Source organism: Streptomyces sp. NPDC093149 (assembly GCF_044754145.1).
Classification (GTDB): domain Bacteria; phylum Actinomycetota; class Actinomycetes; order Streptomycetales; family Streptomycetaceae; genus Streptomyces.
In genome coordinates, this window is sequence record NZ_JBIVON010000003.1 from 180,913 (window position 1) to 199,084 (window position 18,172).

Sequence of the window (18,172 nt, forward strand, 5' to 3'; positions counted from 1 at the left end):
GCGGTGGCATGTGGTCTCGCCGTTCTGCGGCCCGTCCGCCGGTACATGAGTATGGCTTCCGAGGCCCATGCGGGCGGGAGGTCCGCCTTTGCAGAGCGCCTGCTTCGGAGCCTGCGGGTGTTGACGCGGCGGTGTTCCGTCCTCGCGATGCCCGCATTCGGCATGACCACCGGATGCCCGTGGACTGGAGAAGACCGATGAGCGGAAAGCTGACAGGCAGGAAGGCCCTGGTCACTGGGGGCGCACGAGGAATCGGTGCGGCTGTGGTCCGCAGGCTCGCCGCTGACGGAGCCGACGTGGCCATCAACTACCGGAGCGGCGGCGACGCGGCAGAGGCGCTCGCCGCCGAGATCGCCGCCGACGGCCGCCGCGCGGTCGCGATCAAGGCGGACGTCAGCGATCCGGACGAGATCCGCCGACTGGCCGATCAGGCCGCCGAAGCCCTTGGTGGGCTCGACATTCTCGTCAGCAACGCCGGAATTGAGCACTTCGGCAAGCTGGACGACGTTACGCCCGCCGACTTCGACCGTGTCTTCGCGATCAACACACGAGCCCAGTTCTTCGCCGTGCAGCACGCAGTGCGCCACATGGGCGAAGGGGGGCGGGTCGTACTGACGTCATCGCAGAGTGCCCACAAGGCGGTCTTCTACCATGCCCTCTATGCGTCGAGCAAGGCCGCCGTCGAATGCATCGCGCTCAACCTCAGCCCCGAACTCGGCCGGCGCGGCATCACCATCAACGTCGTCGCGCCCGGGGGAACCGTCACCGACATGTCCGCCCACGCGGCTTCGCACTACGTCCATCCCGACGTCGACACAGAATTCCACACCCTCATTCGCACGGCCAGTTCGCTCGGGCGCATGGCCCAGCCATCCGAAATCGCCGCGGTCGTCTCATTCTTGGTGTCGGACGATGCCTCGTTCATCACCGGTCGGACCATCCAGGCCGACGGCGGCTGGTTCTGACCCGACAAGCGCCGCATCACTCGTTCCCAGGATTGAGGTAGAGGAATGACGTATGTCGCCCAGGACCGTCCGCGCCTCGGCTGGATCGGTACCGGCCGTATGGGGTTTCAACTCGCCGCCCGGCTGCTGGACGCGGGGCACGACGTAGCCGTCTACAACAGGACCCGCACCAAGGCCGAACCGCTGGCGGAGCAGGGAGCGACGATCGTCGACCGGCCGGCCGATCTGGCGGACCGGGATGTCGTCTTCACCATGGTCTCCGCCTCGCCCGACCTGGAGGCGGTCACCACGGGCCCCGACGGCGTGCTGACCGCGCCGGATGCCGCGCCAGGGGTGCTGATCGACAGCTCGACGGTGTCCACTCGGGTGTCCGCGCTGATCCGGAGCGAATCCGCCAAGCGCGGGACCGACTTCCTGGCCGCCCCGGTGAGTGGGAACCCGAAGGTGATCGCCGCGGGAAAGCTGACGGTCGCGGCCTCCGGCTCGCGCGAGGTGTTCGACCAGGTCGAGCCGTTGCTGGCACTCCTCGGACGCGGGGTGACGTACGTCGGCAAGGACGAGGTCGCCCGTCTCGTCAAGATCGCGCACAACGTCTTTCTGGGTGTCGTCACCCAGTCGCTCGCCGAGATCACGGTCCTCGCGGAGAAGGGCGGTGTCAGCCGTGCCGCCTTCCTGCAATTCCTCAACGACTCCGTGATGGGCTCGGTCTACACCCGCTACAAGTCGCCCGCGCTGGTCAACCTGGACTTCACACCGACGTTCACGATGCCGCTGCTGAGCAAGGACCTCGACCTGGGACTGTCCGCGTCCCGGGAGCTGGGGGTCCCGATGCCGCTCGCCGCCACCACCGCTCAGCTCGTCGCCGGCGCCATCGGGGCAGGGCACGTCGAGGAGGACTTCGCTGCCCTGATCCTCGAACAGGCCAGGAACTCCGGCATCACACTCAACCCCCAGAACGTGCCCGTGGACGACGGCCTGTCACCGCGGGCATGACGTGCCCTCCGACACCACGGGCGCGGCCCGTCGGTCCCGGCCGACGGTTGCGGCGCGACGCCACCGCCCGCGCCCGGCAGCCGGCGGGCCCACTCGACCGAGGCGGCCGACGAGAGGCGCAGGCGCCGTACCTCGACTTGGGAACGTATCCCCTGCACACCACGGCCGAGCCTGGTCCACGACCAGGGGGCCTTGGCGCGACCATGTGACCGTGACCGGCAATCGCCAGGCGGCGAGCTTCTTCCTGGACGCGCTGAACCTCGTCTGAAGGAGCGATCGTGCGGATCGCGCGGCCGGGCCGGGGCGCGACGTCGGAACGCGAGGTGCGCGTCTCACACCGGCTCGCGCCCTCCCGCTGCCGATCTCGCTGGTGCGGCCCTTCCTGTGCTCGCCCCGCCGCGCGAGACCCGGACCACTCGCACGCGTTCGTGCCGGACTCCACCCACTGGGACCGGCGCTCCGCAAGACGTCAGTTGATCGGGTGGCGTCGAGGAGCGAGAGAGGGAGGATCGGCCCGCAAGTGGGCTGCAGCATGCGCACCGTCCCCGGCCTGCGACCCATGGCGGCGTCCGTCCGAAACCATGGTTCGCCTCCCGTCCGCGCGACCGCCTGCGAATCGTCCGTCCCGGTAGGCGTCCGTGGGCCGTACGGGTCGTCGAGTGCCGCCGTTCGACGGATGCGGCGGTCGGGTCCGATGAGGTTGCTGTCGGGCTGGGACACCTTCCTTGCGGGCGTACCGGGGGATGGGATACGCCCCGGTCCGAAGAGGAACCCGGTGTCGTGCGGGTTCCCAACCGCTTGCCCGTCGTTCGCCCGGGGGTTGAAGGAAGGACTCTCGACGTGCCTGATCCCGTCGTCCTCATCACGGGCGCGCTCACCGGTATCGGCCGCGCCACCGCCTTCGCTTACGCCCGACAAGGCGCAAACCTTGTGGTCTCCGGCCGTCACGAGGACGCGGGTGGGCAGCTTGCCGGGGAACTGGCCGACCTCGGCGCCCCGGCCGAGTTCGTGCGTGCCGATGTCCGCTTCGACGCCGAGGTGAAGGACCTCGTCGACCGTGCGGTCATGCGGTTCGGTCGGATCGATGTCGCCTTCAACAACGCAGGCACCGAGGGAACACCCAGCCCTGTCACCGAGGTGACCGACGAGGCCTACCAGGCCACCTTCGACACCAACGTCAAGGGAACGCTGTTGTGCCTGAAGCATGAGTTCCGAGTCATGAGGGAACAGGGCGGCGGCAGCATCGTCAACGTCAGTTCCAACTTCGGCCTGATGGGATATCCCGGGGCAGCCTTGTACGTCGGGAGCAAGCACGCCGTCGTCGGCATCACCAAGGCGGCTGCACTCGAAGGCGCCGCTCACGGTATCCGGGTCAACGCGGTCGCGCCCGGCTACACCCGTACCGCCATGTACGAGCGGTTCACCGGCGACGACACGGCTCGCGCGGCGGTCGATGCGGTGCTGCCCATGCACCGGGCGGGTACCCCGGAGGAGATCGCCGAGGTCGTCCAGTTCCTGGGTTCGGACAAGGCGAGCTACGTCACCGGGCACATCCTCCTTGCCGACGGCGGCCTCATGGCGGGCGGGCCCCTGTTCCCGAGTTCGTGAACCGCGAGATCGCCGGCCGAGTCACCGTTCGGACCGGAGCATCACCGCGGATACCCCGCGTCTTCAGGCCGGGGCGCTGCCGTGTGGCAGCGGCAGGCGGCACGTCGGCGACGGGGAGCAAGAAGTCGCTCTCGGCCGTCGTGAGTTGGGGCACGCCGGCGAGCGCGTCGAGGATCGGGCGGGAGACCCGGCGGGTGCGGCCTTGCTCCGGCCGGACGGCGCAGTCGACATCCTGATCGCGACCGGGTTCGGGTTCTCCTCGGTGTCGCCGTACTCGTTGAGCAAGAACATCCGCCCGGCGTCCGCGCGACCGCCGCCACTCTGAGCGCCGCGGCCGCGTACCGATTCACGTTCCGCTCTGAAGGGTCGATGTCGCAGGACGACCAACTCCTGCACTGGAACTGCTCAGCCACTGGAACTGTTCGGCGCCGGAGCGCAGGGACCGCAGCATGTGGGACATCGCCTGCGGACCGCGGGCCCGGCAGGCTGCTCGGCGGTCGACGTGCGGGTCACGCTGCAGCATCCGGTACTCCCCGATTGCGGTCCGGTCGGGGCAAGCCGGCAGCGTAGCCGGTGAGCAGAGCGGTGAGGATGCCGGCCAGCCTGGGTTCGACGTCGACGATGGAATGGGACAGTTCGGGATCGGTCTCGTAGAAGGCGCGCAACTGGGTGCCGGGTGCGGCCATTTGCCACAGGGCTCCGGCCATCGACGTGGCGGTCACCACCACGCCGTGTGCCTGTTCGAGGTCCAGCGGCGCGACCGCGCAAAGTGTGGCGCTGATGTCCGCGACCTCCGCGACGGCGACTCGCTTGAACGCCCTGACCGTGTCGGTGGAGACGTTGCGTTCCAGATTCAGCGGGGTGTGCGCCAGCAGGTCGCAGAACAGGGGGCGGGCCACCAGCGACTGGGTCAGCGTGTCGGCGATCGAGTGGGCGGTCCGACCCCACTCCCGTCCTTCGGCGGCGGGGCGGGGCGTGCCGGCCTCGAGGCTGCTGCGCACCTCGGCTGACCAGTCCTTCCAGGCGTTCGCCGCCAGGCGCAGGAAGATGTCCTCGCGCGTCTCGAAATAGCGCAGCACCGCTGACTTGTGCATGCCGACCTCGTCGGCGATGGCGGTCACGGTCACCTCCCGGACCCCGTCCATGGTCGCGAGGCGTTCCGCCGCCGCGAGGATCGCCTCTTCGCGGGCGCGCTTGGCCTCGGGGCTGCGGGCGCGCATGAAGTCAGCCTTGGTCACCTCCCCAGTATAACGAAACCGCGTTTCGGTAATAGTGAAAGCGGGTTGCGGGGGCGATGCGGCAGTGCGTTACCGCAACGGGGTTGCGGTAATAGCGCAACTGTGTTGCGCTAGAGGTATGAGTGCACACACCCACACCTGGTTCATCACCGGAACGTCCCGCGGCTTCGGTCGCAACCTCGCGATCGCCGCTCTCGAAGGCGGCGACAACGTCGTCGCCACAGCACGCAAGCCGGAACAGCTGGACGATCTCGTGCAGCGGTACGGAGACCGCGTTCTCGTCGTTGCGCTCGACGTCACCGACCGGTCGGCCGCCGTCGCCGCTCTGCAGGCGGCGGTCGACCGGTTCGGCACGGTCGACGTGGTGGTCAACAATGCCGGATACGCCAACGCCTCGGCGATCGAGACCACGCCCGAGGACGACTTCCGTCGTCAGTTCGAAACCAATTTCTGGGGCGTCTACAACGTCTCGACGGCGGCGCTGCCGGTCCTGCGGGCGCAGGGAGGCGGCACGATGGTGCAGTTCTCCTCCATCGGCGGTCGCGTCGGCGGTACGCCGGGGCTCGGGTCCTATCAGGCGGCCAAGTTCGCCGTGGACGGCTTCACCCGGGTGTTCGCGGCCGAGACCGCGCCGTTCGGCATCAAGTGCCTGGTCGTGGAGCCTGGCGGGTTCGCCACGGACTGGGCCGGAGCCTCGATGCGGATCCCTGACGTCCCACCGGAGTACGAATCGACGGTCGGCGAGATGGTACGCAGGTTCGGCAGCATGTCCGTCCTGGGCGACCCCGAGCGGGCCGGTGAGATCCTGGTCCGACTCGTCAAGCACCCGAGCCTGCCCTCCCATCTCATCCTCGGGGCCGGTGCCGTCCAGATGGCGCAGAGCTACTCGCGCGGCCAGTTGGAAGAGGCGGCCACATGGGAGCCGGTGAGCCGGTCGGCCGACTTCGATCAGGACTACCCGGTCGCCCTCGCGCAGGAGGCCGGGGGACTGCGATGAACAGTTCGCGGGCAAGGCCGTACTCGTGACCGGTGCCGGCCGTGGCATGCGCGCTGCGGCGGCGTGGCTGCTTGCCGACGGTGGGGCGTTCATCGCCGCGGCCCCGGCCTCCGCCATCGACGACGCGGTCTACGCGGCTCTCGACCTGGACGCGGCCACCGTCGTGGACTGCATCCCCGACCGGGACGAGAACACCCTGCTTGATCGGCGCGAGACCTACCGCGTGCTGGAGGACACCCACGTCCTGTCCGGACCCCGCAAGCGTGACCCGAAAGTGGAAGTCCGCCGGATCGTGGTGCTCTCCACCGGCAACGCCAAAGGACAGCAGCGGGCACGGGACAGACGCCTGGCCGAGGTCATGACAGCATCGGGCAGACACCGAAAACGGTGGTGTCTGCGAGCGTGGGGTTCTGCTGGCTGAGCCGGTCCAGCACAGTGAGCGGCAGCCGGGGAGGAGCCGCCTACCAGGCCAGTGGTTCGCCGTCCCGGAAGAAGCCGCCGGTGGGGCCCGAGTCGGGCAGAGTGGCAGCCCAGACGACACCGGCGGCGCCCTGCCCGACGGGTCCTCCGCCCGGGCCGCCCATGTCGGTGGCGATCCAGCCCGGACAGACGGCGTTGACCAGGATCCGCTCGGCGCGCAGTTCATCAGCGAGCTTGCGGGTGAGGACGTTGACGGCCGCCTTCGAGACCCCGTAGGCGGGGGTTCCGCCGGACATGAGTTCCAGCGACCCGGACTCGCTGGAGACGTTCACCAGGCGCGGGTGGGCGGAGCGGCGCAGCAGCGGCAAGAACGCCTGCGCGGTCCGCCAGGCGCCGAAGAGGTTGGTCTCCAGGGTACGGCGGACCTCGTCGAGGTCGGCGAAGGCGGCGTGCCGGCCGGTGTCGTAGTTGATGGCGGCGTTGTTGACGAGGACGTCGAGGCGCCCGAACTCCGCCTCCACGCTGCGGGCGAGGGCACGGACACCGTCGGCGTCGGTCACGTCCAGTCGGTGCGGCAGCAGCGCGCCGGGCACTTGGGGGGCCAGGTCGGCGACGGCCTGTTCGGCGTCCCGCGGACGGCGGGCGCACAGCAGGACGGTGTGGCCGAGCGCGGCGAGCTGACGCGCGGTCTCCCGGCCGATTCCCCGGTTGGCGCCCGTGACCAGCGATACCGGCGCGGCGGTGCTCATGTTCTCTCCTCGGTGCGGACGATCTGGACCCGATCAGCACACTAGGTTGTCGCTCTGCGTGCAGAGATCCGGCCCGAGTCGCAGGCGGGCCGCGGCCTTGGACGTAGTCCTCATGGTGTCGGCGTACAGAGAAAAGCGGCTCTGGCAAGATTTTCGTAGCCGGAGATCATCCCGGTGACATGGTCGGCCGGTCCGCAGAGCGGCGGCGGAAATGGGCGATCAGGACAACGCGGTGACGGAGAAGTGGGACGCCGGCGCGGCCAGCCATCAGGCGTTTTTGCAGCTTGACGTCGGTGATGCGGCCTTCGTTGACTCCGGAGTTGTAAGGGGTGGTGATGCCTTGGGCGACCGCATGGCGGTCTTCGCGCAGGGCTCTGGCGAGGTCGGCGAGAGGGGCCAGTGCGCTGTTCGCGAGGTCGTTCAGCCAGTCTGGCATGGGTGTGGCATCGCGGTTGTCGAGCATGGTGGCGGATCGGCGGACCAGCTCGTGGGTGTGCCTGAGTTCGGGGCAGTGGTCAAGGAGTCGGGGCAGACGTTCGTTGATGTGGGGGTCGCGCCGGCCCGGGCGGGTGGTGATCCAGCGGGCGGCTTCGCGTGGGGAGGGCGGTCGCTCGCGTGGCTCGTCCAGCGGCAGGCCCCGTCGGAGGGGTGCGACGGCCATTTTCACGCGCTGGTAGTGGCCGAGGTAGCCCTTGGCCTGGAGTTCCTCATGCAGGCTCTTCGCGCGGTACTGTCCCTCGTCCCAGCGTTGTTGCAGGTAATTGAGGTAGGAGTCCAGGGTGGAGGGCTTGCGGGACGGGCGGCGCATCACCCTGCCAGGTGCGTGCCTGGGCGTACTTGCGCACGGTGCGGCGGTCCAGGCCGAGTTCCCGGGCCACGGAGCTGTGGCTCCGGCCGGTGTGGGTCAGATCATGCACGGCCTCGAACAGCCTGCGGGCGAGGCGCCCTGCCCGGGTGTCTGCCGCGGTGATTCCGGCGGTCTCCTCGACCGGTGCGGGATCGGTCTCCGTGTCCGGTGGCAATGCTGCGGCCAGGCAGCCGCGGTGGGTGGAGGCGATGTCCTGGACGCTGCGGGAGAGGCCCTGCCAGAGGTGGAAGCGGTCGCTGACCTGCACGGCGTCGGGCGCGCCGGTGGTGATGCCCTGCCGGTAGGTGAGGGAGCCGTCGCGGCAGGCGACCTGATCCGGGACGATCCAGATCGTGGCAGAACGGCCGCTGTCGCACATGACGTTCAGCGGTTGCCCTGCGGTGCCGTTCGGAGCCTGGCGCGGAAGAGGCGGACGGCGGGCGAGTGCCGGCCGGGGTGGGCGGCGAGGCCGAGGCAGGCGTGTGTCGCGGCGTCCTTGACGGGTACGACGCGCGGGCCGTCGTCGGCTGCGGAGGACGGGCTCAGGACGGCGACACCGGTGCCGCGTGTGGTGAGGCGGAGGAGGGTGTTGGGCGAGCCGGCGTCGATGTCGAGTTGCGGTACGAGGTCGGCCTGGGCGCAGGAGCGTTCGTACGCTTCCCGGGTTCCGGTGCCTCTTGGCAGGCAGAGGACCTTCTCCATCCGGAGATCGGAGAGTTGCAGCGAGTGCCTGTCCAGCCGGTGCCCCTCTGGGATGATGGCGGCGATCGGCTCGTTGACGAAGACGGTGACGTCGAGCCCGGGTTCGGTCCGCCCGGCGATCCCGATCAGCGCCAGGTCGAGCGACCGCGAGAGGACTTCGGGCTGCAGCTGCTGTCCGATCTCCTCATGCACGGAGCCACTCGCAGGCCTGAACCAGCCGATTCAGTCACCCGCGAAGTACGGAACCAGCGGCATGCCACGCTGAATACCATTCGGTGCCCGTGCGCGGTGTCCATGTAATCACGCACCCGATGGATCAGCCCGCCCTTCAACTCGAAGATGAAGCAGTAGTCGTTGACGTAGGAATTTCCACCAGGGTCGCGCTCATCGTCTCCTCGACGACCACGCAGTCGCCGCCCGCACATACGCCACCGAAAGCGACGTTGACGTCCTCCACGAAGAGCCGGGCGAAGTTCTTCGGCAATGAATTGCGCGATCCCCATGTTGCCGACCATGCGGCCAGGAGTGTGCGTCGGTAATGGCCCGGCCGACGAGCGGTTGTGGATCGGCTGATGGCCGGTCGCGGCCGTTTGTTCGGGCCTGGTGCCGCAGTGGCGGGCTCGGTGGGCCGTTGTTCAGGGGGCTCCGGCCGGGCCGTCAGGCTCGGGCGGCGGCCAGCCCGGCGGTTCCGGCGTGCCGGAAGATCTCGCGGAGGTTGTGGCAGGCCGCCAGCAGTCGCCATTCGCCACGGGCCCCGTTTCTCACCGCGCAGCAGCAGTTCACGGCCATCCTGGCAGGTCATAATCTGGCCGAATACGGTTTCGGCGATGGCCTTGTGGCGGCTGCAGGCGGCGCGGCCGGGTTTGGTCCGCAGCTTGCGGGCCATGCGCTCACGGGCCGTGGCGTCCTGTGGGATGCGTCCGCGCGGTGCGGCGCTGACCTGCTCGTCGTGGGTCAGACGACCGGTGGCCATGAACGTGACGGTGCCGTGCTCTTCCTTGCGGTCGGCCGCGGCCACAGCACTAGGTTCGCCTCGGAGCAGTACCTTGTGTCGACCAGCGCCTGCTTGGGATGGATACCGGTGTTCGCGGCGGACTGGTCGAGCATCATGGTGTTGTTCAGCGCGTCCGAGAGTTCGCCGTCACATCGGCGGCGGTGATGATCTGGTGCGGATGGAAGATCACGAACAGGAGGCGGCGTCGGGCTCAACTGCCTGATTGACCGCCCATGTCCGCGGCCAGCGCCGCGTAGATGTACTCGCTGCCCCAGCGATCCCCGTCGAGGTCGTTCTCGACCAGGTGCGCCTCTCGACGCATCCCGAGGCGCTCACAGACCCGCACAGACCCGGTGTTCTCCACATCCAGCCGTGCGTAGAGCCGGTGCACGCCCAGCTTGTCGAAGGCAAACCCGGCCAGCGCCACGGCCGCCTCGGTCGCATAGCCGTGCCCCTGGTGACGTGGGTCGAGAGTCCAGCCGATCTCGGCCTGGGCGGCGCGGGCATTGGCCAGGGTGAGCGTCACCTCGCCAAGGACGCCGGGCTCGTCGCGTCGGCACACAGCAAGCGCCAGCTTGTCCCCGTCGGCGCACCAAACCGAGTGCGCCGCGCGCTCGGCCGCAACCTGCTCGCTGCGCTCCCGCGTGTGCGCCGGCCGGTACAAGTAGCGCGCCACGCTCGGCAGGCTCTGGTAGGCGTACAGGTCGTCGACGTCGCCGGGAGTGAACAGACGCAGCGATAACCGGGGCGTGGTCATCGGCTGCAGCGAGGCGATGTCCATGCGGACCTCCGGAACGCGGATTTGGATCAAGATGCGGACTGATTGTCGCATCACGACTGACGGCCAGCCACGCCTTTTCAACAGCAGCGCCCGACAGCCCCACTCCACCATGAGGCGTGGCATTCCAGGAGTTGTTTACTGACTCACGCTCCTAGGGACATCGAGCGCGACGGCGGTGACGTTGCCGACAGGCGCCCGCCACTCGGCACCTTCGGTAAAGAAGGCTGATATCCGGTCGGCGTCATGGCCAGTGCTGTGACCGGGATGGTTCACCGTGGTCGGGAGACGGCTCACGGTACGAGCGCGGTTCGCGAGGCGAGTGGTATTACTGATGCATGCAGGAAGAGACCGCGCGGTCCGCGATCGACACGTTCATCTCCGCGTTCAACGCCTCGGACGACAGCTGTGTGACTGTGCTGCTCTCCCAGGCCCTAACCTCGGACGTGGTCTTCTGGGGACCGTTGGGCCGCAGTGAGGGGATCGAGGCGGTCGAGCGGTTCGTGCTGGACATCCGGCGCCACCCCGCGGGGACTGGCACGATGGTGCGCTGTTCGGCGGTGGACATGCCGGACGAGTGGGCCCGGTACCAGTGGGTCTTCACGACGCCGGAGGGAGGCCCCCGCCTGGCGGGAACGGACGTCGTCCATCTGCGGCGGAGCCTCATCGACCAGGTCATCGTCTTCGCGGGGGAGATCGAGTCGTCCGCCTCCTGAGTCATTCTCCTCTGGCGCCGTTCTTCTCCTGAACCGGCCCCGTTCGGGGCTCCGGGTCTGCCTGGCCGAGATCGTCTTCACAACGCTTCGGTCGTCCGCGCTTGGCCACGAGTGGACCGATGATGCGCTGTGGCTGTGTAAGTTCGCGGTTGGTCAGGCTGCGGTGTTGAGGGGGCGTCCGCCCCAACGGATGCCCTTCTCGCTTCGGATGCGGGCGCGTTCCTTGCGTTCGGCGGCCAGGACGTCGCGGTGGCGGGCGTTGGCGTTGCGCCGGCGTAGATAGGCGTGCAGGGCTCGTGTCTGCACGGTGTGGTTGGAGTTGGCGATGGTGAACTGCCTCAGCGGTCCGAAGTGGGCCTCGATGGGGTTGGCCCAAGAGGCGTAGGTCGGTGTGAAGCACAGCTCGACCTTGTGCTTTGTAGCCCAGCGGCGGATGTCGGTCCTTTGTGGGCGGACAGGTTGTCCAGGATCATGCAGCTGGGGGCGCCGTCGGGCCGGGCGGCGCGGATCGACTTGAGCGCGGCCAGCGTGTTCGCGGTACCTTTCTTGCGGCGGTTGACGCCCCACACCATGTCGTCGCCGACCGAGTAGCAGCCGTGGAAGTACCGGACTCCATGGGTGCGGTGGTAGGTGGTCGGCACCCGGTCGGAGTGTTTCCGTTCGGCCCAGCCCGAGCCTGCGGTGGGCCGGGTCCCGAGCGGGCCGAACTCGTCGAACGCGAAGACCCGGTCGGTGAAACGGTCCAGGACGTGCTCGATCCGGTCCAGCTTCGCCTCGCGGTCAGGGTCGGTGGATTCCTTCCAGGTCTGGGTGCGCTGGAAGGTGGCTCCACGGCGGGCGAGCGGGCCGCGTAACGCCTCACGGCCGATACGGATCACTCGGCCGTGGACTGTGCGCAGGTACGCGACGAGTTTGCGTAGCGACCAGCGAGTGAAAGGCTGGCCGAGCTTGGTGGGGCGGGTGGTGGCCGTCTGGGCGACGAAGTCCTCGTCTTCATCGCTGAGCAGGCGGGGACGGCCTCCCGCCCACCGAGGGTCCAGGCAGGCCAGGCCGATCTCGTTGAACCGGTGGATCACATCGCGCACGGTGTCCTCGTCGGCCGCCACCAGCTGGGCGATCAGCGGCACCCGGTTCCCGCCGGCCGAGGCCAGCAGCATCATCGCGCTCCGATAGCGCAGCGAGTTGGTGCTGCCCCGACGCACGATCCGCTGCAGCCGCTGCCCCTCCTGGTCGGTCAGTCTGCGCACACGGACAGGCGCGACACCCAGGCGCAACGAGTGCGCCAGTGGATCGCGCTCCATCCCCGTCCAGCAGTGTCCTGCGCGATGCCTGTGCTCTCGTCGGCCTGGCATCCTGGTGGATCGGGACCCACCTGTGGCCACTCGCCGGAGCATCTCACCCGGGACTGCGCTGATCGTGATCAGTCGTCAGCGATGTGGTCGAGACTCCGGTTGCCGGGCGGCGGGGCGGCTCAGTCCTCCTTCTCCTTCTCACCCAGCTTCTCGACGAAGTCCTGTGCCTTGTCGACAGCAGTGTCGATCTTGTCGCTGTGCCTGCCGTCGGTCTTGTCGTCGATGAAGTCGCCGACCTTCTCGAGCCCTTCGGAGATCTTGTCGCCGTGAGCTTCGGCGAGATCCTCGGCCTTGTCCTTGAGGTTCTTCAGGGCGTCGAACATGTGTGGGTCTGTCTCCTCGGGTTGGATTGCCTGGTCAGGGACATGTTCCCACGGAGCTTGCGGTGGACGAGACAGGTTTGGGGGCATGCCCGGTGCGAAGCAGGAGGCACGGTGCGCGGCGCTGCCTGCGCCGCACCCACGGGCCAGGAACCGGCGAACTTGCCGCGGAAGGAAGGAGGGCGCGACCCTCCACGAAGACGCTCACGGCCGGCTCGTCCATGATGCCGCTTGCCGGTGTCCTGTCGTGCGCGCTGCTGGGTGGTGCCGTCGCCCGTACGGCGGGCCTGGACCTGTCGGGTTCCTGGTGATGGGCATCATCTCCGGCTTGGGCGGAGGCGTGATCAGGGACGTGCTGCTGCAGCACGGCACCCCTGTCGCACTGACCGACTACGCCTACCTGCCGACCGCCGTCGCCGGCGTCGTGGTGGTTGTTCTCATCAGGATCAGTGAGGAGTTCTGGGGCCGGCTGTTCACCGCCCTCGACGCCGCGGTCATCGGGTTCTGGGCGATCACCCGTGTGAACAAGACGCTGGCAGTCGGCCTGGGCTGGCTGCCGGCCGTCCTGCTGGGTACCGTGACCGCAGTCGGCGGCGGCGCCCTGCGCGACGTCGTCCTCGGCCGGGTGCCGGCTGTCTTCGGCGGCAACGGTCTGTACGCCGCCGTCGCCGTCGCCGTCGCCGTCGCCGTCGCGGTCGCCGGAGTCACGGTGATCTGCGTGTACCTCGGCGTGCCGGGGGTCGGCGTCGGCCTGGGCATCGCCCTGGCCCTGGCCTTCCGGCTCACCGCCATACGGTTCGGCTGGAACCTGACCAACAGCCTGGACCGGCAGCCCCGTTCCAAGACGGCCGCGACGCCGGGGCGCCGCGCCGATCCCGCCACCCGGAACGGGGAGGAAGAGCAGCCCCACCCGCGCAAGGAGCCATCGTGATGGACCGTACCCATGCCGTGCTGTCCGGCCTCGCCGAAATCCGCTCAGATCTCGAGAGCCTCTACCAGGATCTGCACAGGCACCCCGAACTCGGCCTGCGGGAGCACCGCACGGCGAAGAAGGTGTCCGACGCCCTGCGGGACTTCGGCTATGAGGTCACGGACGGCATCGGCGGCACCGGCGTGATCGGTGTGCTGGCCAACGGCGACGGGCCTACCGTCATGGCCCGCGCGGACATGGACGCCCTCCCGATACGCGAGCAGACCGGTCTGCCCTACGCCTCCACCGCGACCCTGATCGGTCCGGACGGCACCGAGCAGCCGGTCATGCACGCCTGCGGGCACGATGTGCACGTGACCGCTCTGATCGGCTGCGCACGGCTGCTGGCTCAGGCCGAGGACGCCTGGCGCGGTACCTTCGTGGCGCTCTTCCAGCCCTCGGAGGAGAACGGCGACGGCGCCCAGGCCATGATCGACGACGGGCTCACAGCAAGGGCCCCCCGGCCCGACGTGGTGCTCGCCCAGCACGTCCTGCCCTATCCGGCCGGCTACGTCGGCACCCGCCCGGGATCCTTCCTGTCGGCCGCGGACAGCCTGCGCATCACCGTCCACGGTCGAGGGGCGCACGGCTCCATGCCCCAGGCCGCGGTCGACCCCGTGGTGATGGCCGCCATGATCGTCGTGCGCCTGCAGACCATCGTCTCCCGGGAACTCGCCGCCACCACCCCCGCCGTCGTCACCGTGGGCAGCATCCACGCGGGCAGCGGCCCCAACGTCATCCCCGACAGCGCCGTCATCCAGCTCAACGTCCGTACCTACGACGACGCCACGCGCAACCAGGTCCTGAAGGCGATCGAACGCATCGTCCGGATCGAGTGCGAGGCGTCCGGGGCGCCGAAGGCACCGGAGATCGAGAAGACGGCCGCCTTCCCGCCCACCGTCAACGACGAGGAAGCCACCCGGCGCGTCGCCGAGGCGTTCGCCGCCCACTTCGGCGACGACGCACACACCATCGACCTGCAGACCGCCAGCGAGGACATGAGCGAGCTCTCCCTGGCGTTCGGCGCGCCGCTCACCTACTGGGGCATCGGAGGCATCGACGCCGACCTGTACGCCGAGGCCGCCAAGAAGGGAACCATCGCCCAGGACGTGCCGGTCAACCACAGCCCGAACTTCGCCCCCGTCATCCAGCCCACCCTGGACACCGGCGTCAGCGCCATGACGGTGGCCGCGCTCGCCTGGTTCGACAGCTGACACAGGCCCGGCATCTCCAGCGAACCATGACGGAGGCGGTCCTGTGCGAACACCATCCTGACCAGGCTGAACAGCAAAGAGCAGGACGCGAATGGTGTCCGCCCACCGAATCCACCCGGAGCGGCAGGCCGCTGGCAAGATACGGTCCATGACCGACAGCGACCCCGGCCAGAAGGCCCGCGAACTGCTTACCCAGGCATCCCATCACCCGGTCGCCAGCCCTCAGCGCAACGCGCTGGTGGCCGAGGCCGCCGTGTGGGCACGGCTGGACCACGTAGCCGGCATGGACAACCACACGGCCGCCACAGTAGATATCAAGTCTGCCCTGTCCACCCTCGCCGACCCCGTGCAGAAACTCGGCAGCGCGATCGGCGACCTGACCGAACGCATCAAGCTCGGTCAGAAATGAGCGAGCATACGGGCCGGCTCCTTGCCGCAAAGCTTGCTTTGCGCTTCCGGTCCTGCCGGACCGGTGCCACGACCTGACCGCAGCACGCACTCGCCGGATCAACCGGATCCGGACAGGAACGAACAGTGGTGTCCTATGAACAACAGCCGAGGATCACGCCTCGGCAAGGAGAGCTGGTAGCGCACGCATGTCGTCAAAGACCACCGTGCCCGGTCCGTGCAGCCATTCTGCGGGCGTGAGCCCACCGCAGTAGCCGAATGCGCGCATGCCGGCGGCGCGGGCGGCCTGTACACCGTAGCGGCTGTCCTCGACAACAGCGCAGACCTCGGGGGCGAATCCCATCTGCCGTGCCGCATGGAGGAAGAGGTCGGGTGCGGGCTTGCCGTCGACCACTTCCGCCGCGCTGTAGATGCGTCCCTCGAAGCGCGAGTACAGCCCGGTCAGGCCCAGGGTGTGGCGAAGGCCGTCGTGACTGCTGCTGGAGGCCACACAGGCGGGCAGCTGGATCTGGTCGAGGGCCTCCACCACGCCGTCAACAGCGGTAAGTTCGGCCTCCATGGCCTTGTGGTACAGGCGGCGCTGCTCCGCCTCCCACCCGTCCGGAAGCTTGTAGCCGAGGTGCTTCTCGACGTCGGTGATCATGTCGGCGTGTGAGCGGCCTACAAAGCGTTCGACGATTTCGGCCTCGCTGAGCGGCCAGCCGAGCGACGCCAGGCTCATCGCGTCGACGCGTACCGCGATGCGCTCGCTGTCCACCAGAACGCCGTCACAGTCAAATATCACGAGCTCTACGGGCTTGATCACACCTGCATGCTACGGGAGCACACGAGTTGGTTCGTGATGGTGGGTGAAGTCGTGGTGGCTTGCTCGGGGGGCTGTGGTCGAAGAACGACCCCTACTCCCACCACCATGTCGTCGTCGACCCCGAAATCCGTCTCGTCGTCAACGTCGCTCGGGCAGTGGGCGCATGGTCGACCGATGACCGGCCCAGGCCTGGGCGCTCGTCGAACGTGGGGCGGGACGGCTGGAATCCTGGAGATCCTTCCGCAGGTCACGCAGCAGGCCCAATCGAATGACCTCGATCGTCGCGGTCGTCCTCACACCGGAAAGACAACGCTGAGAACGCTCGATGAACCAGTTCGCGGGCAGGACCGCACTCGTGACCGGTGCAGGGAGCGGCATGGTCGCTGCGACGGCGCTGCCGTCACTCTCGTGGGCCAGCGCGCCGACATGCTTGACGAGGTCGACCTGCAGATCGAGGACGCCGGTGGCCGGTTCCTCACCGGCGATGCCGGTAACCCGGCAGCTGTCGAGCGGGCCTTGGCGCACACCGCGGCGCTGTTCAGAAAGGCCCACTGCGCGGCCGACAATGCCGTGTGACCGGGAACTCTTCCCACCGCTGACGCCCCCTGGACGCGCCCGGCGGCAGGCGCACCCGCAGCCGCCGTCCGGGTCGATTCCCGGCGAACCCGAGCCCCAGTTGGGCGCGGCCCCGCCCCGGACGCCGGGGCCCGGACCCCGTACGCTCCCCGGCCCGCCCCGACCGACGCAAGAGTGCCGTTCCCACCGCCGTTCCTTCCGGTTACTCGTGAGTGCGAAGCGTCACCGATTGCGGCCTTGGAGTGATCGACGCAAGGTGGATGCGTCAGTCCCCCCACAGTGAAGGACGGAATCGTCATGGGTAAGGCAAAGGCGAAGGCCAAGCAGGCCAAGGGCAAGATGAAGGAAACCGTCGGCGGTGCCATGGACGACAAGGGCATGCAGGCAGGTGGTCGCGGTCAGCAAATGACGGGTAAGGCCCAGGAGACCGCGGCAAAGGCGGCTGAGCAGCTGAAGAAGTCCGGACGGTAGGACCTGCGTTCTGGGCTGCGTACCCGGGGCGGCCGCGTCCGCGTCGCATGCCCGCCGGGGCGCCGCCTGGGGCCGGCCGAGTGGTCGGCCCCAGGCGTCAGGTTTTGTCGCTCGACAGGGGTTCGCCGACGGTCGGCGGTCCCGGGTGATTGCAACGCCGCGGCGCCGTTGAGGGCGGCGAGGAAGACCTACGGAAGCGCGAACCCGAGCAAGAAGGAACCGAACCATACCGGGGGCATCCAGGGAAGGGTTCGCAGGATCGAACCACCGGCGAAAGCAACCAGACCCAGGAGCGTGAGGGTGTCCAAGCCGACCCGCGCGATCACGCGGGGGCTGACCAGGCTGGCCAGCACGGACGCGGCGCCGAGGAGTGCTGTGAGTACACGGAGGTGGCTGGGCGGCTGATGCAGCCCGGCGACCAGGCTGTACTGGGCCGCTACGCCCACACCCGACACCGCCATGACCAGTGCGGCGACGACGAGGATCCGCGCGAGTGGCGGAGTGGCGCGAATATGGGCGACGCCGGCGAGGATCTCGGTGCGCCATCGAGCCCGCGACGGCCGGGGTTGTTCGGGTGGCGACTTGAGCAATGCCGTTGCAGCGGCCGCCGCCACGAAGGTGGCGGCGTCGAGTGCGGCAACGGCCCCACCGCCGAGCAAGCTGAACAAGCCTGCCCCGACCAACGGCGAGACCAGGCGCCCTGATTCCTGTATTCCCAGGCGCCAGCCGTTGATCCGCCGGCGGGTCCGCGGCCGGAACGTATGGGCGAACAGGGCGGTCTCGGCGGGATCGACAAGCACCACGCCAGGGAGGTGCTGTATGGGGTCATCGCGGCGAAGACCACCCACACCTGATCCCGGCCGTGAACGAACAGCAGGCACGCGACCGCGATCGAACTGCACAGGTTCACGATGATGAGGAAGCGCTGTCGCGGGACAGGATCCGCGACCAGTCCCGCCAGCGGCCCGAACAGCGACGGGATGTAGATGCACGTTTGTGCCGACCCGGCAAGCGCGCTGCTCCCCGTGAGCGGCTTGACCCACATCCCG

Annotated in this window: 20 protein-coding genes and 2 pseudogenes; 11 read left to right on the forward strand and 11 right to left on the reverse strand. The window is 68.7% G+C overall.

From position 1 onward, the window contains the following. The first annotated feature begins 197 nt into the window (after positions 1–197). The 3 genes from ACIQCZ_RS11345 to ACIQCZ_RS11355 all read left to right on the forward strand — a co-directional run bounded on the left by ACIQCZ_RS11345 (position 198) and on the right by ACIQCZ_RS11355 (position 3,566). The gene (locus ACIQCZ_RS11345) at positions 198–965 is read left to right on the forward strand and encodes an SDR family NAD(P)-dependent oxidoreductase (protein ID WP_402281510.1); all 768 of its coding nucleotides are present in this window, start codon (positions 198–200) and stop codon (positions 963–965) included. Between the two features lie 45 nt (positions 966–1,010). After that, complete coding sequence (locus ACIQCZ_RS11350) at positions 1,011–1,958, forward strand: NAD(P)-dependent oxidoreductase (RefSeq protein ID WP_402281511.1); 948 nt, start codon at positions 1,011–1,013, stop codon at positions 1,956–1,958. A gap of 840 nt (positions 1,959–2,798) precedes the next feature. Next, a complete protein-coding gene (locus ACIQCZ_RS11355) occupies positions 2,799–3,566 on the forward strand; it encodes an SDR family NAD(P)-dependent oxidoreductase (protein WP_402281512.1) in 768 nt (255 codons plus the stop codon). A gap of 509 nt (positions 3,567–4,075) precedes the next feature. On the opposite strand, the gene ACIQCZ_RS11360 is transcribed toward ACIQCZ_RS11355, so the two are convergent. Continuing rightward, a complete protein-coding gene (locus ACIQCZ_RS11360) occupies positions 4,076–4,786 on the reverse strand; it encodes a TetR family transcriptional regulator (protein ID WP_402281514.1) in 711 nt (236 codons plus the stop codon). Positions 4,787–4,922: 136 nt separating this feature from the next. Between ACIQCZ_RS11360 and ACIQCZ_RS11365 the strand changes: the two genes are divergently transcribed. Together ACIQCZ_RS11365 and ACIQCZ_RS11370 are read left to right on the forward strand one after the other, a co-directional pair. Continuing rightward, positions 4,923–5,801 carry an SDR family NAD(P)-dependent oxidoreductase gene (locus tag ACIQCZ_RS11365; protein ID WP_402281515.1) on the forward strand — a complete coding sequence of 293 codons (879 nt, stop codon included), beginning with the start codon at positions 4,923–4,925 and terminating at the stop codon, positions 5,799–5,801. Positions 5,802–5,847: 46 nt separating this feature from the next. Beyond that, a complete protein-coding gene (locus ACIQCZ_RS11370; protein WP_402281517.1) occupies positions 5,848–6,222 on the forward strand; it encodes a hypothetical protein in 375 nt (124 codons plus the stop codon). A gap of 40 nt (positions 6,223–6,262) precedes the next feature. On the opposite strand, the gene ACIQCZ_RS11375 is transcribed toward ACIQCZ_RS11370, so the two are convergent. The 6 genes and pseudogenes from ACIQCZ_RS11375 to ACIQCZ_RS11400 all read right to left on the reverse strand — a co-directional run bounded on the left by ACIQCZ_RS11375 (position 6,263) and on the right by ACIQCZ_RS11400 (position 10,294). Continuing rightward, positions 6,263–6,970 (reverse strand): SDR family NAD(P)-dependent oxidoreductase, encoded by a 708-nt coding sequence (locus tag ACIQCZ_RS11375; RefSeq protein ID WP_402281519.1) that lies wholly within the window; start codon positions 6,968–6,970, stop codon positions 6,263–6,265. Between the two features lie 166 nt (positions 6,971–7,136). Next, positions 7,137–7,778 (reverse strand): hypothetical protein, encoded by a 642-nt coding sequence (locus ACIQCZ_RS11380; RefSeq protein WP_402281521.1) that lies wholly within the window; start codon positions 7,776–7,778, stop codon positions 7,137–7,139. Beyond that, positions 7,678–8,196 carry a hypothetical protein gene (locus ACIQCZ_RS11385; RefSeq protein ID WP_402281522.1) on the reverse strand — a complete coding sequence of 173 codons (519 nt, stop codon included), beginning with the start codon at positions 8,194–8,196 and terminating at the stop codon, positions 7,678–7,680. Before ACIQCZ_RS11385 ends, ACIQCZ_RS11380 begins: the two co-directional genes overlap by 101 nt. 5 nt (positions 8,197–8,201) lie before the next feature. Continuing rightward, entirely contained in the window at positions 8,202–8,711 is a 510-nt protein-coding gene (locus ACIQCZ_RS11390; RefSeq protein WP_402281524.1) for a LysR family transcriptional regulator substrate-binding protein, read from the reverse strand. Positions 8,712–9,176: 465 nt separating this feature from the next. Next, a pseudogene (locus tag ACIQCZ_RS11395) lies at positions 9,177–9,703 on the reverse strand (transposase); the annotation flags it as partial. A 21-nt stretch (positions 9,704–9,724) separates the two neighbouring features. Then, the gene (locus tag ACIQCZ_RS11400) at positions 9,725–10,294 is read right to left on the reverse strand and encodes a GNAT family N-acetyltransferase (RefSeq protein ID WP_402281526.1); all 570 of its coding nucleotides are present in this window, start codon (positions 10,292–10,294) and stop codon (positions 9,725–9,727) included. Positions 10,295–10,629: 335 nt separating this feature from the next. Between ACIQCZ_RS11400 and ACIQCZ_RS11405 the strand changes: the two genes are divergently transcribed. Next, a complete protein-coding gene (locus ACIQCZ_RS11405; RefSeq protein ID WP_402281528.1) occupies positions 10,630–11,007 on the forward strand; it encodes a nuclear transport factor 2 family protein in 378 nt (125 codons plus the stop codon). A gap of 153 nt (positions 11,008–11,160) precedes the next feature. On the opposite strand, the pseudogene ACIQCZ_RS11410 reads toward ACIQCZ_RS11405, so the two are convergent. Both ACIQCZ_RS11410 and ACIQCZ_RS11415 read right to left on the reverse strand, forming a co-directional pair. Beyond that, positions 11,161–12,308: pseudogene (locus ACIQCZ_RS11410) on the reverse strand (IS630 family transposase). 170 nt (positions 12,309–12,478) lie between these two features. Continuing rightward, positions 12,479–12,682 carry an antitoxin gene (locus tag ACIQCZ_RS11415; RefSeq protein ID WP_402281529.1) on the reverse strand — a complete coding sequence of 68 codons (204 nt, stop codon included), beginning with the start codon at positions 12,680–12,682 and terminating at the stop codon, positions 12,479–12,481. A gap of 325 nt (positions 12,683–13,007) precedes the next feature. Here ACIQCZ_RS11415 and ACIQCZ_RS11420 point away from each other — a divergent pair, with 325 nt between their 5' ends. The 3 genes from ACIQCZ_RS11420 to ACIQCZ_RS11430 all read left to right on the forward strand — a co-directional run bounded on the left by ACIQCZ_RS11420 (position 13,008) and on the right by ACIQCZ_RS11430 (position 15,272). Further along, positions 13,008–13,610, forward strand: a complete 603-nt coding sequence (locus ACIQCZ_RS11420; protein WP_402281531.1) for a trimeric intracellular cation channel family protein — start codon at positions 13,008–13,010, stop codon at positions 13,608–13,610. After that, the gene (locus ACIQCZ_RS11425; protein ID WP_402281533.1) at positions 13,610–14,863 is read left to right on the forward strand and encodes a M20 family metallopeptidase; all 1,254 of its coding nucleotides are present in this window, start codon (positions 13,610–13,612) and stop codon (positions 14,861–14,863) included. Before ACIQCZ_RS11420 ends, ACIQCZ_RS11425 begins: the two co-directional genes overlap by 1 nt. A 148-nt stretch (positions 14,864–15,011) precedes the next feature. Beyond that, entirely contained in the window at positions 15,012–15,272 is a 261-nt protein-coding gene (locus ACIQCZ_RS11430) for a hypothetical protein (protein WP_402281534.1), read from the forward strand. Positions 15,273–15,425: 153 nt separating this feature from the next. Here the strand turns inward: ACIQCZ_RS11430 and ACIQCZ_RS11435 are convergent, their stop codons facing one another. Next, a complete protein-coding gene (locus tag ACIQCZ_RS11435; protein WP_402281536.1) occupies positions 15,426–16,076 on the reverse strand; it encodes an HAD family hydrolase in 651 nt (216 codons plus the stop codon). A gap of 408 nt (positions 16,077–16,484) precedes the next feature. Here ACIQCZ_RS11435 and ACIQCZ_RS11440 point away from each other — a divergent pair, with 408 nt between their 5' ends. Next, positions 16,485–16,652 carry a hypothetical protein gene (locus ACIQCZ_RS11440; RefSeq protein ID WP_402281538.1) on the forward strand — a complete coding sequence of 56 codons (168 nt, stop codon included), beginning with the start codon at positions 16,485–16,487 and terminating at the stop codon, positions 16,650–16,652. 297 nt (positions 16,653–16,949) lie between these two features. After that, positions 16,950–17,123, forward strand: coding sequence for a CsbD family protein (locus ACIQCZ_RS11445; protein ID WP_402281540.1), 174 nt, complete (start codon positions 16,950–16,952; stop codon positions 17,121–17,123). A gap of 188 nt (positions 17,124–17,311) precedes the next feature. On the opposite strand, the gene ACIQCZ_RS11450 is transcribed toward ACIQCZ_RS11445, so the two are convergent. Continuing rightward, positions 17,312–17,926 carry an MFS transporter gene (locus ACIQCZ_RS11450; protein ID WP_402281542.1) on the reverse strand — a complete coding sequence of 205 codons (615 nt, stop codon included), beginning with the start codon at positions 17,924–17,926 and terminating at the stop codon, positions 17,312–17,314. Positions 17,927–18,172: the final 246 nt, after the last annotated feature.

What these genes read in the sequence shown, in the direction of transcription:
- ACIQCZ_RS11445 (WP_402281540.1), top strand. Translation starts at nt 16,950, where the DNA reads ATGGGTAAGGCAAAGGCGAAGGCCAAGCAGGCCAAGGGCAAGATGAAG.
- ACIQCZ_RS11425 (WP_402281533.1), top strand. Translation starts at nt 13,610, where the DNA reads ATGGACCGTACCCATGCCGTGCTGTCCGGCCTCGCCGAAATCCGCTCA.
- ACIQCZ_RS11360 (WP_402281514.1), bottom strand. Translation starts at nt 4,786, where the DNA reads ATGCGCGCCCGCAGCCCCGAGGCCAAGCGCGCCCGCGAAGAGGCGATC.
- ACIQCZ_RS11365 (WP_402281515.1), top strand. Translation starts at nt 4,923, where the DNA reads ATGAGTGCACACACCCACACCTGGTTCATCACCGGAACGTCCCGCGGC.
- ACIQCZ_RS11375 (WP_402281519.1), bottom strand. Translation starts at nt 6,970, where the DNA reads ATGAGCACCGCCGCGCCGGTATCGCTGGTCACGGGCGCCAACCGGGGA.
- ACIQCZ_RS11380 (WP_402281521.1), bottom strand. Translation starts at nt 7,778, where the DNA reads ATGCGCCGCCCGTCCCGCAAGCCCTCCACCCTGGACTCCTACCTCAAT.
- ACIQCZ_RS11370 (WP_402281517.1), top strand. Translation starts at nt 5,848, where the DNA reads ATGCGCGCTGCGGCGGCGTGGCTGCTTGCCGACGGTGGGGCGTTCATC.
- ACIQCZ_RS11400 (WP_402281526.1), bottom strand. Translation starts at nt 10,294, where the DNA reads ATGGACATCGCCTCGCTGCAGCCGATGACCACGCCCCGGTTATCGCTG.
- ACIQCZ_RS11350 (WP_402281511.1), top strand. Translation starts at nt 1,011, where the DNA reads ATGACGTATGTCGCCCAGGACCGTCCGCGCCTCGGCTGGATCGGTACC.
- ACIQCZ_RS11385 (WP_402281522.1), bottom strand. Translation starts at nt 8,196, where the DNA reads ATGTGCGACAGCGGCCGTTCTGCCACGATCTGGATCGTCCCGGATCAG.
- ACIQCZ_RS11415 (WP_402281529.1), bottom strand. Translation starts at nt 12,682, where the DNA reads ATGTTCGACGCCCTGAAGAACCTCAAGGACAAGGCCGAGGATCTCGCC.
- ACIQCZ_RS11345 (WP_402281510.1), top strand. Translation starts at nt 198, where the DNA reads ATGAGCGGAAAGCTGACAGGCAGGAAGGCCCTGGTCACTGGGGGCGCA.
- ACIQCZ_RS11405 (WP_402281528.1), top strand. Translation starts at nt 10,630, where the DNA reads ATGCAGGAAGAGACCGCGCGGTCCGCGATCGACACGTTCATCTCCGCG.
- ACIQCZ_RS11430 (WP_402281534.1), top strand. Translation starts at nt 15,012, where the DNA reads ATGACCGACAGCGACCCCGGCCAGAAGGCCCGCGAACTGCTTACCCAG.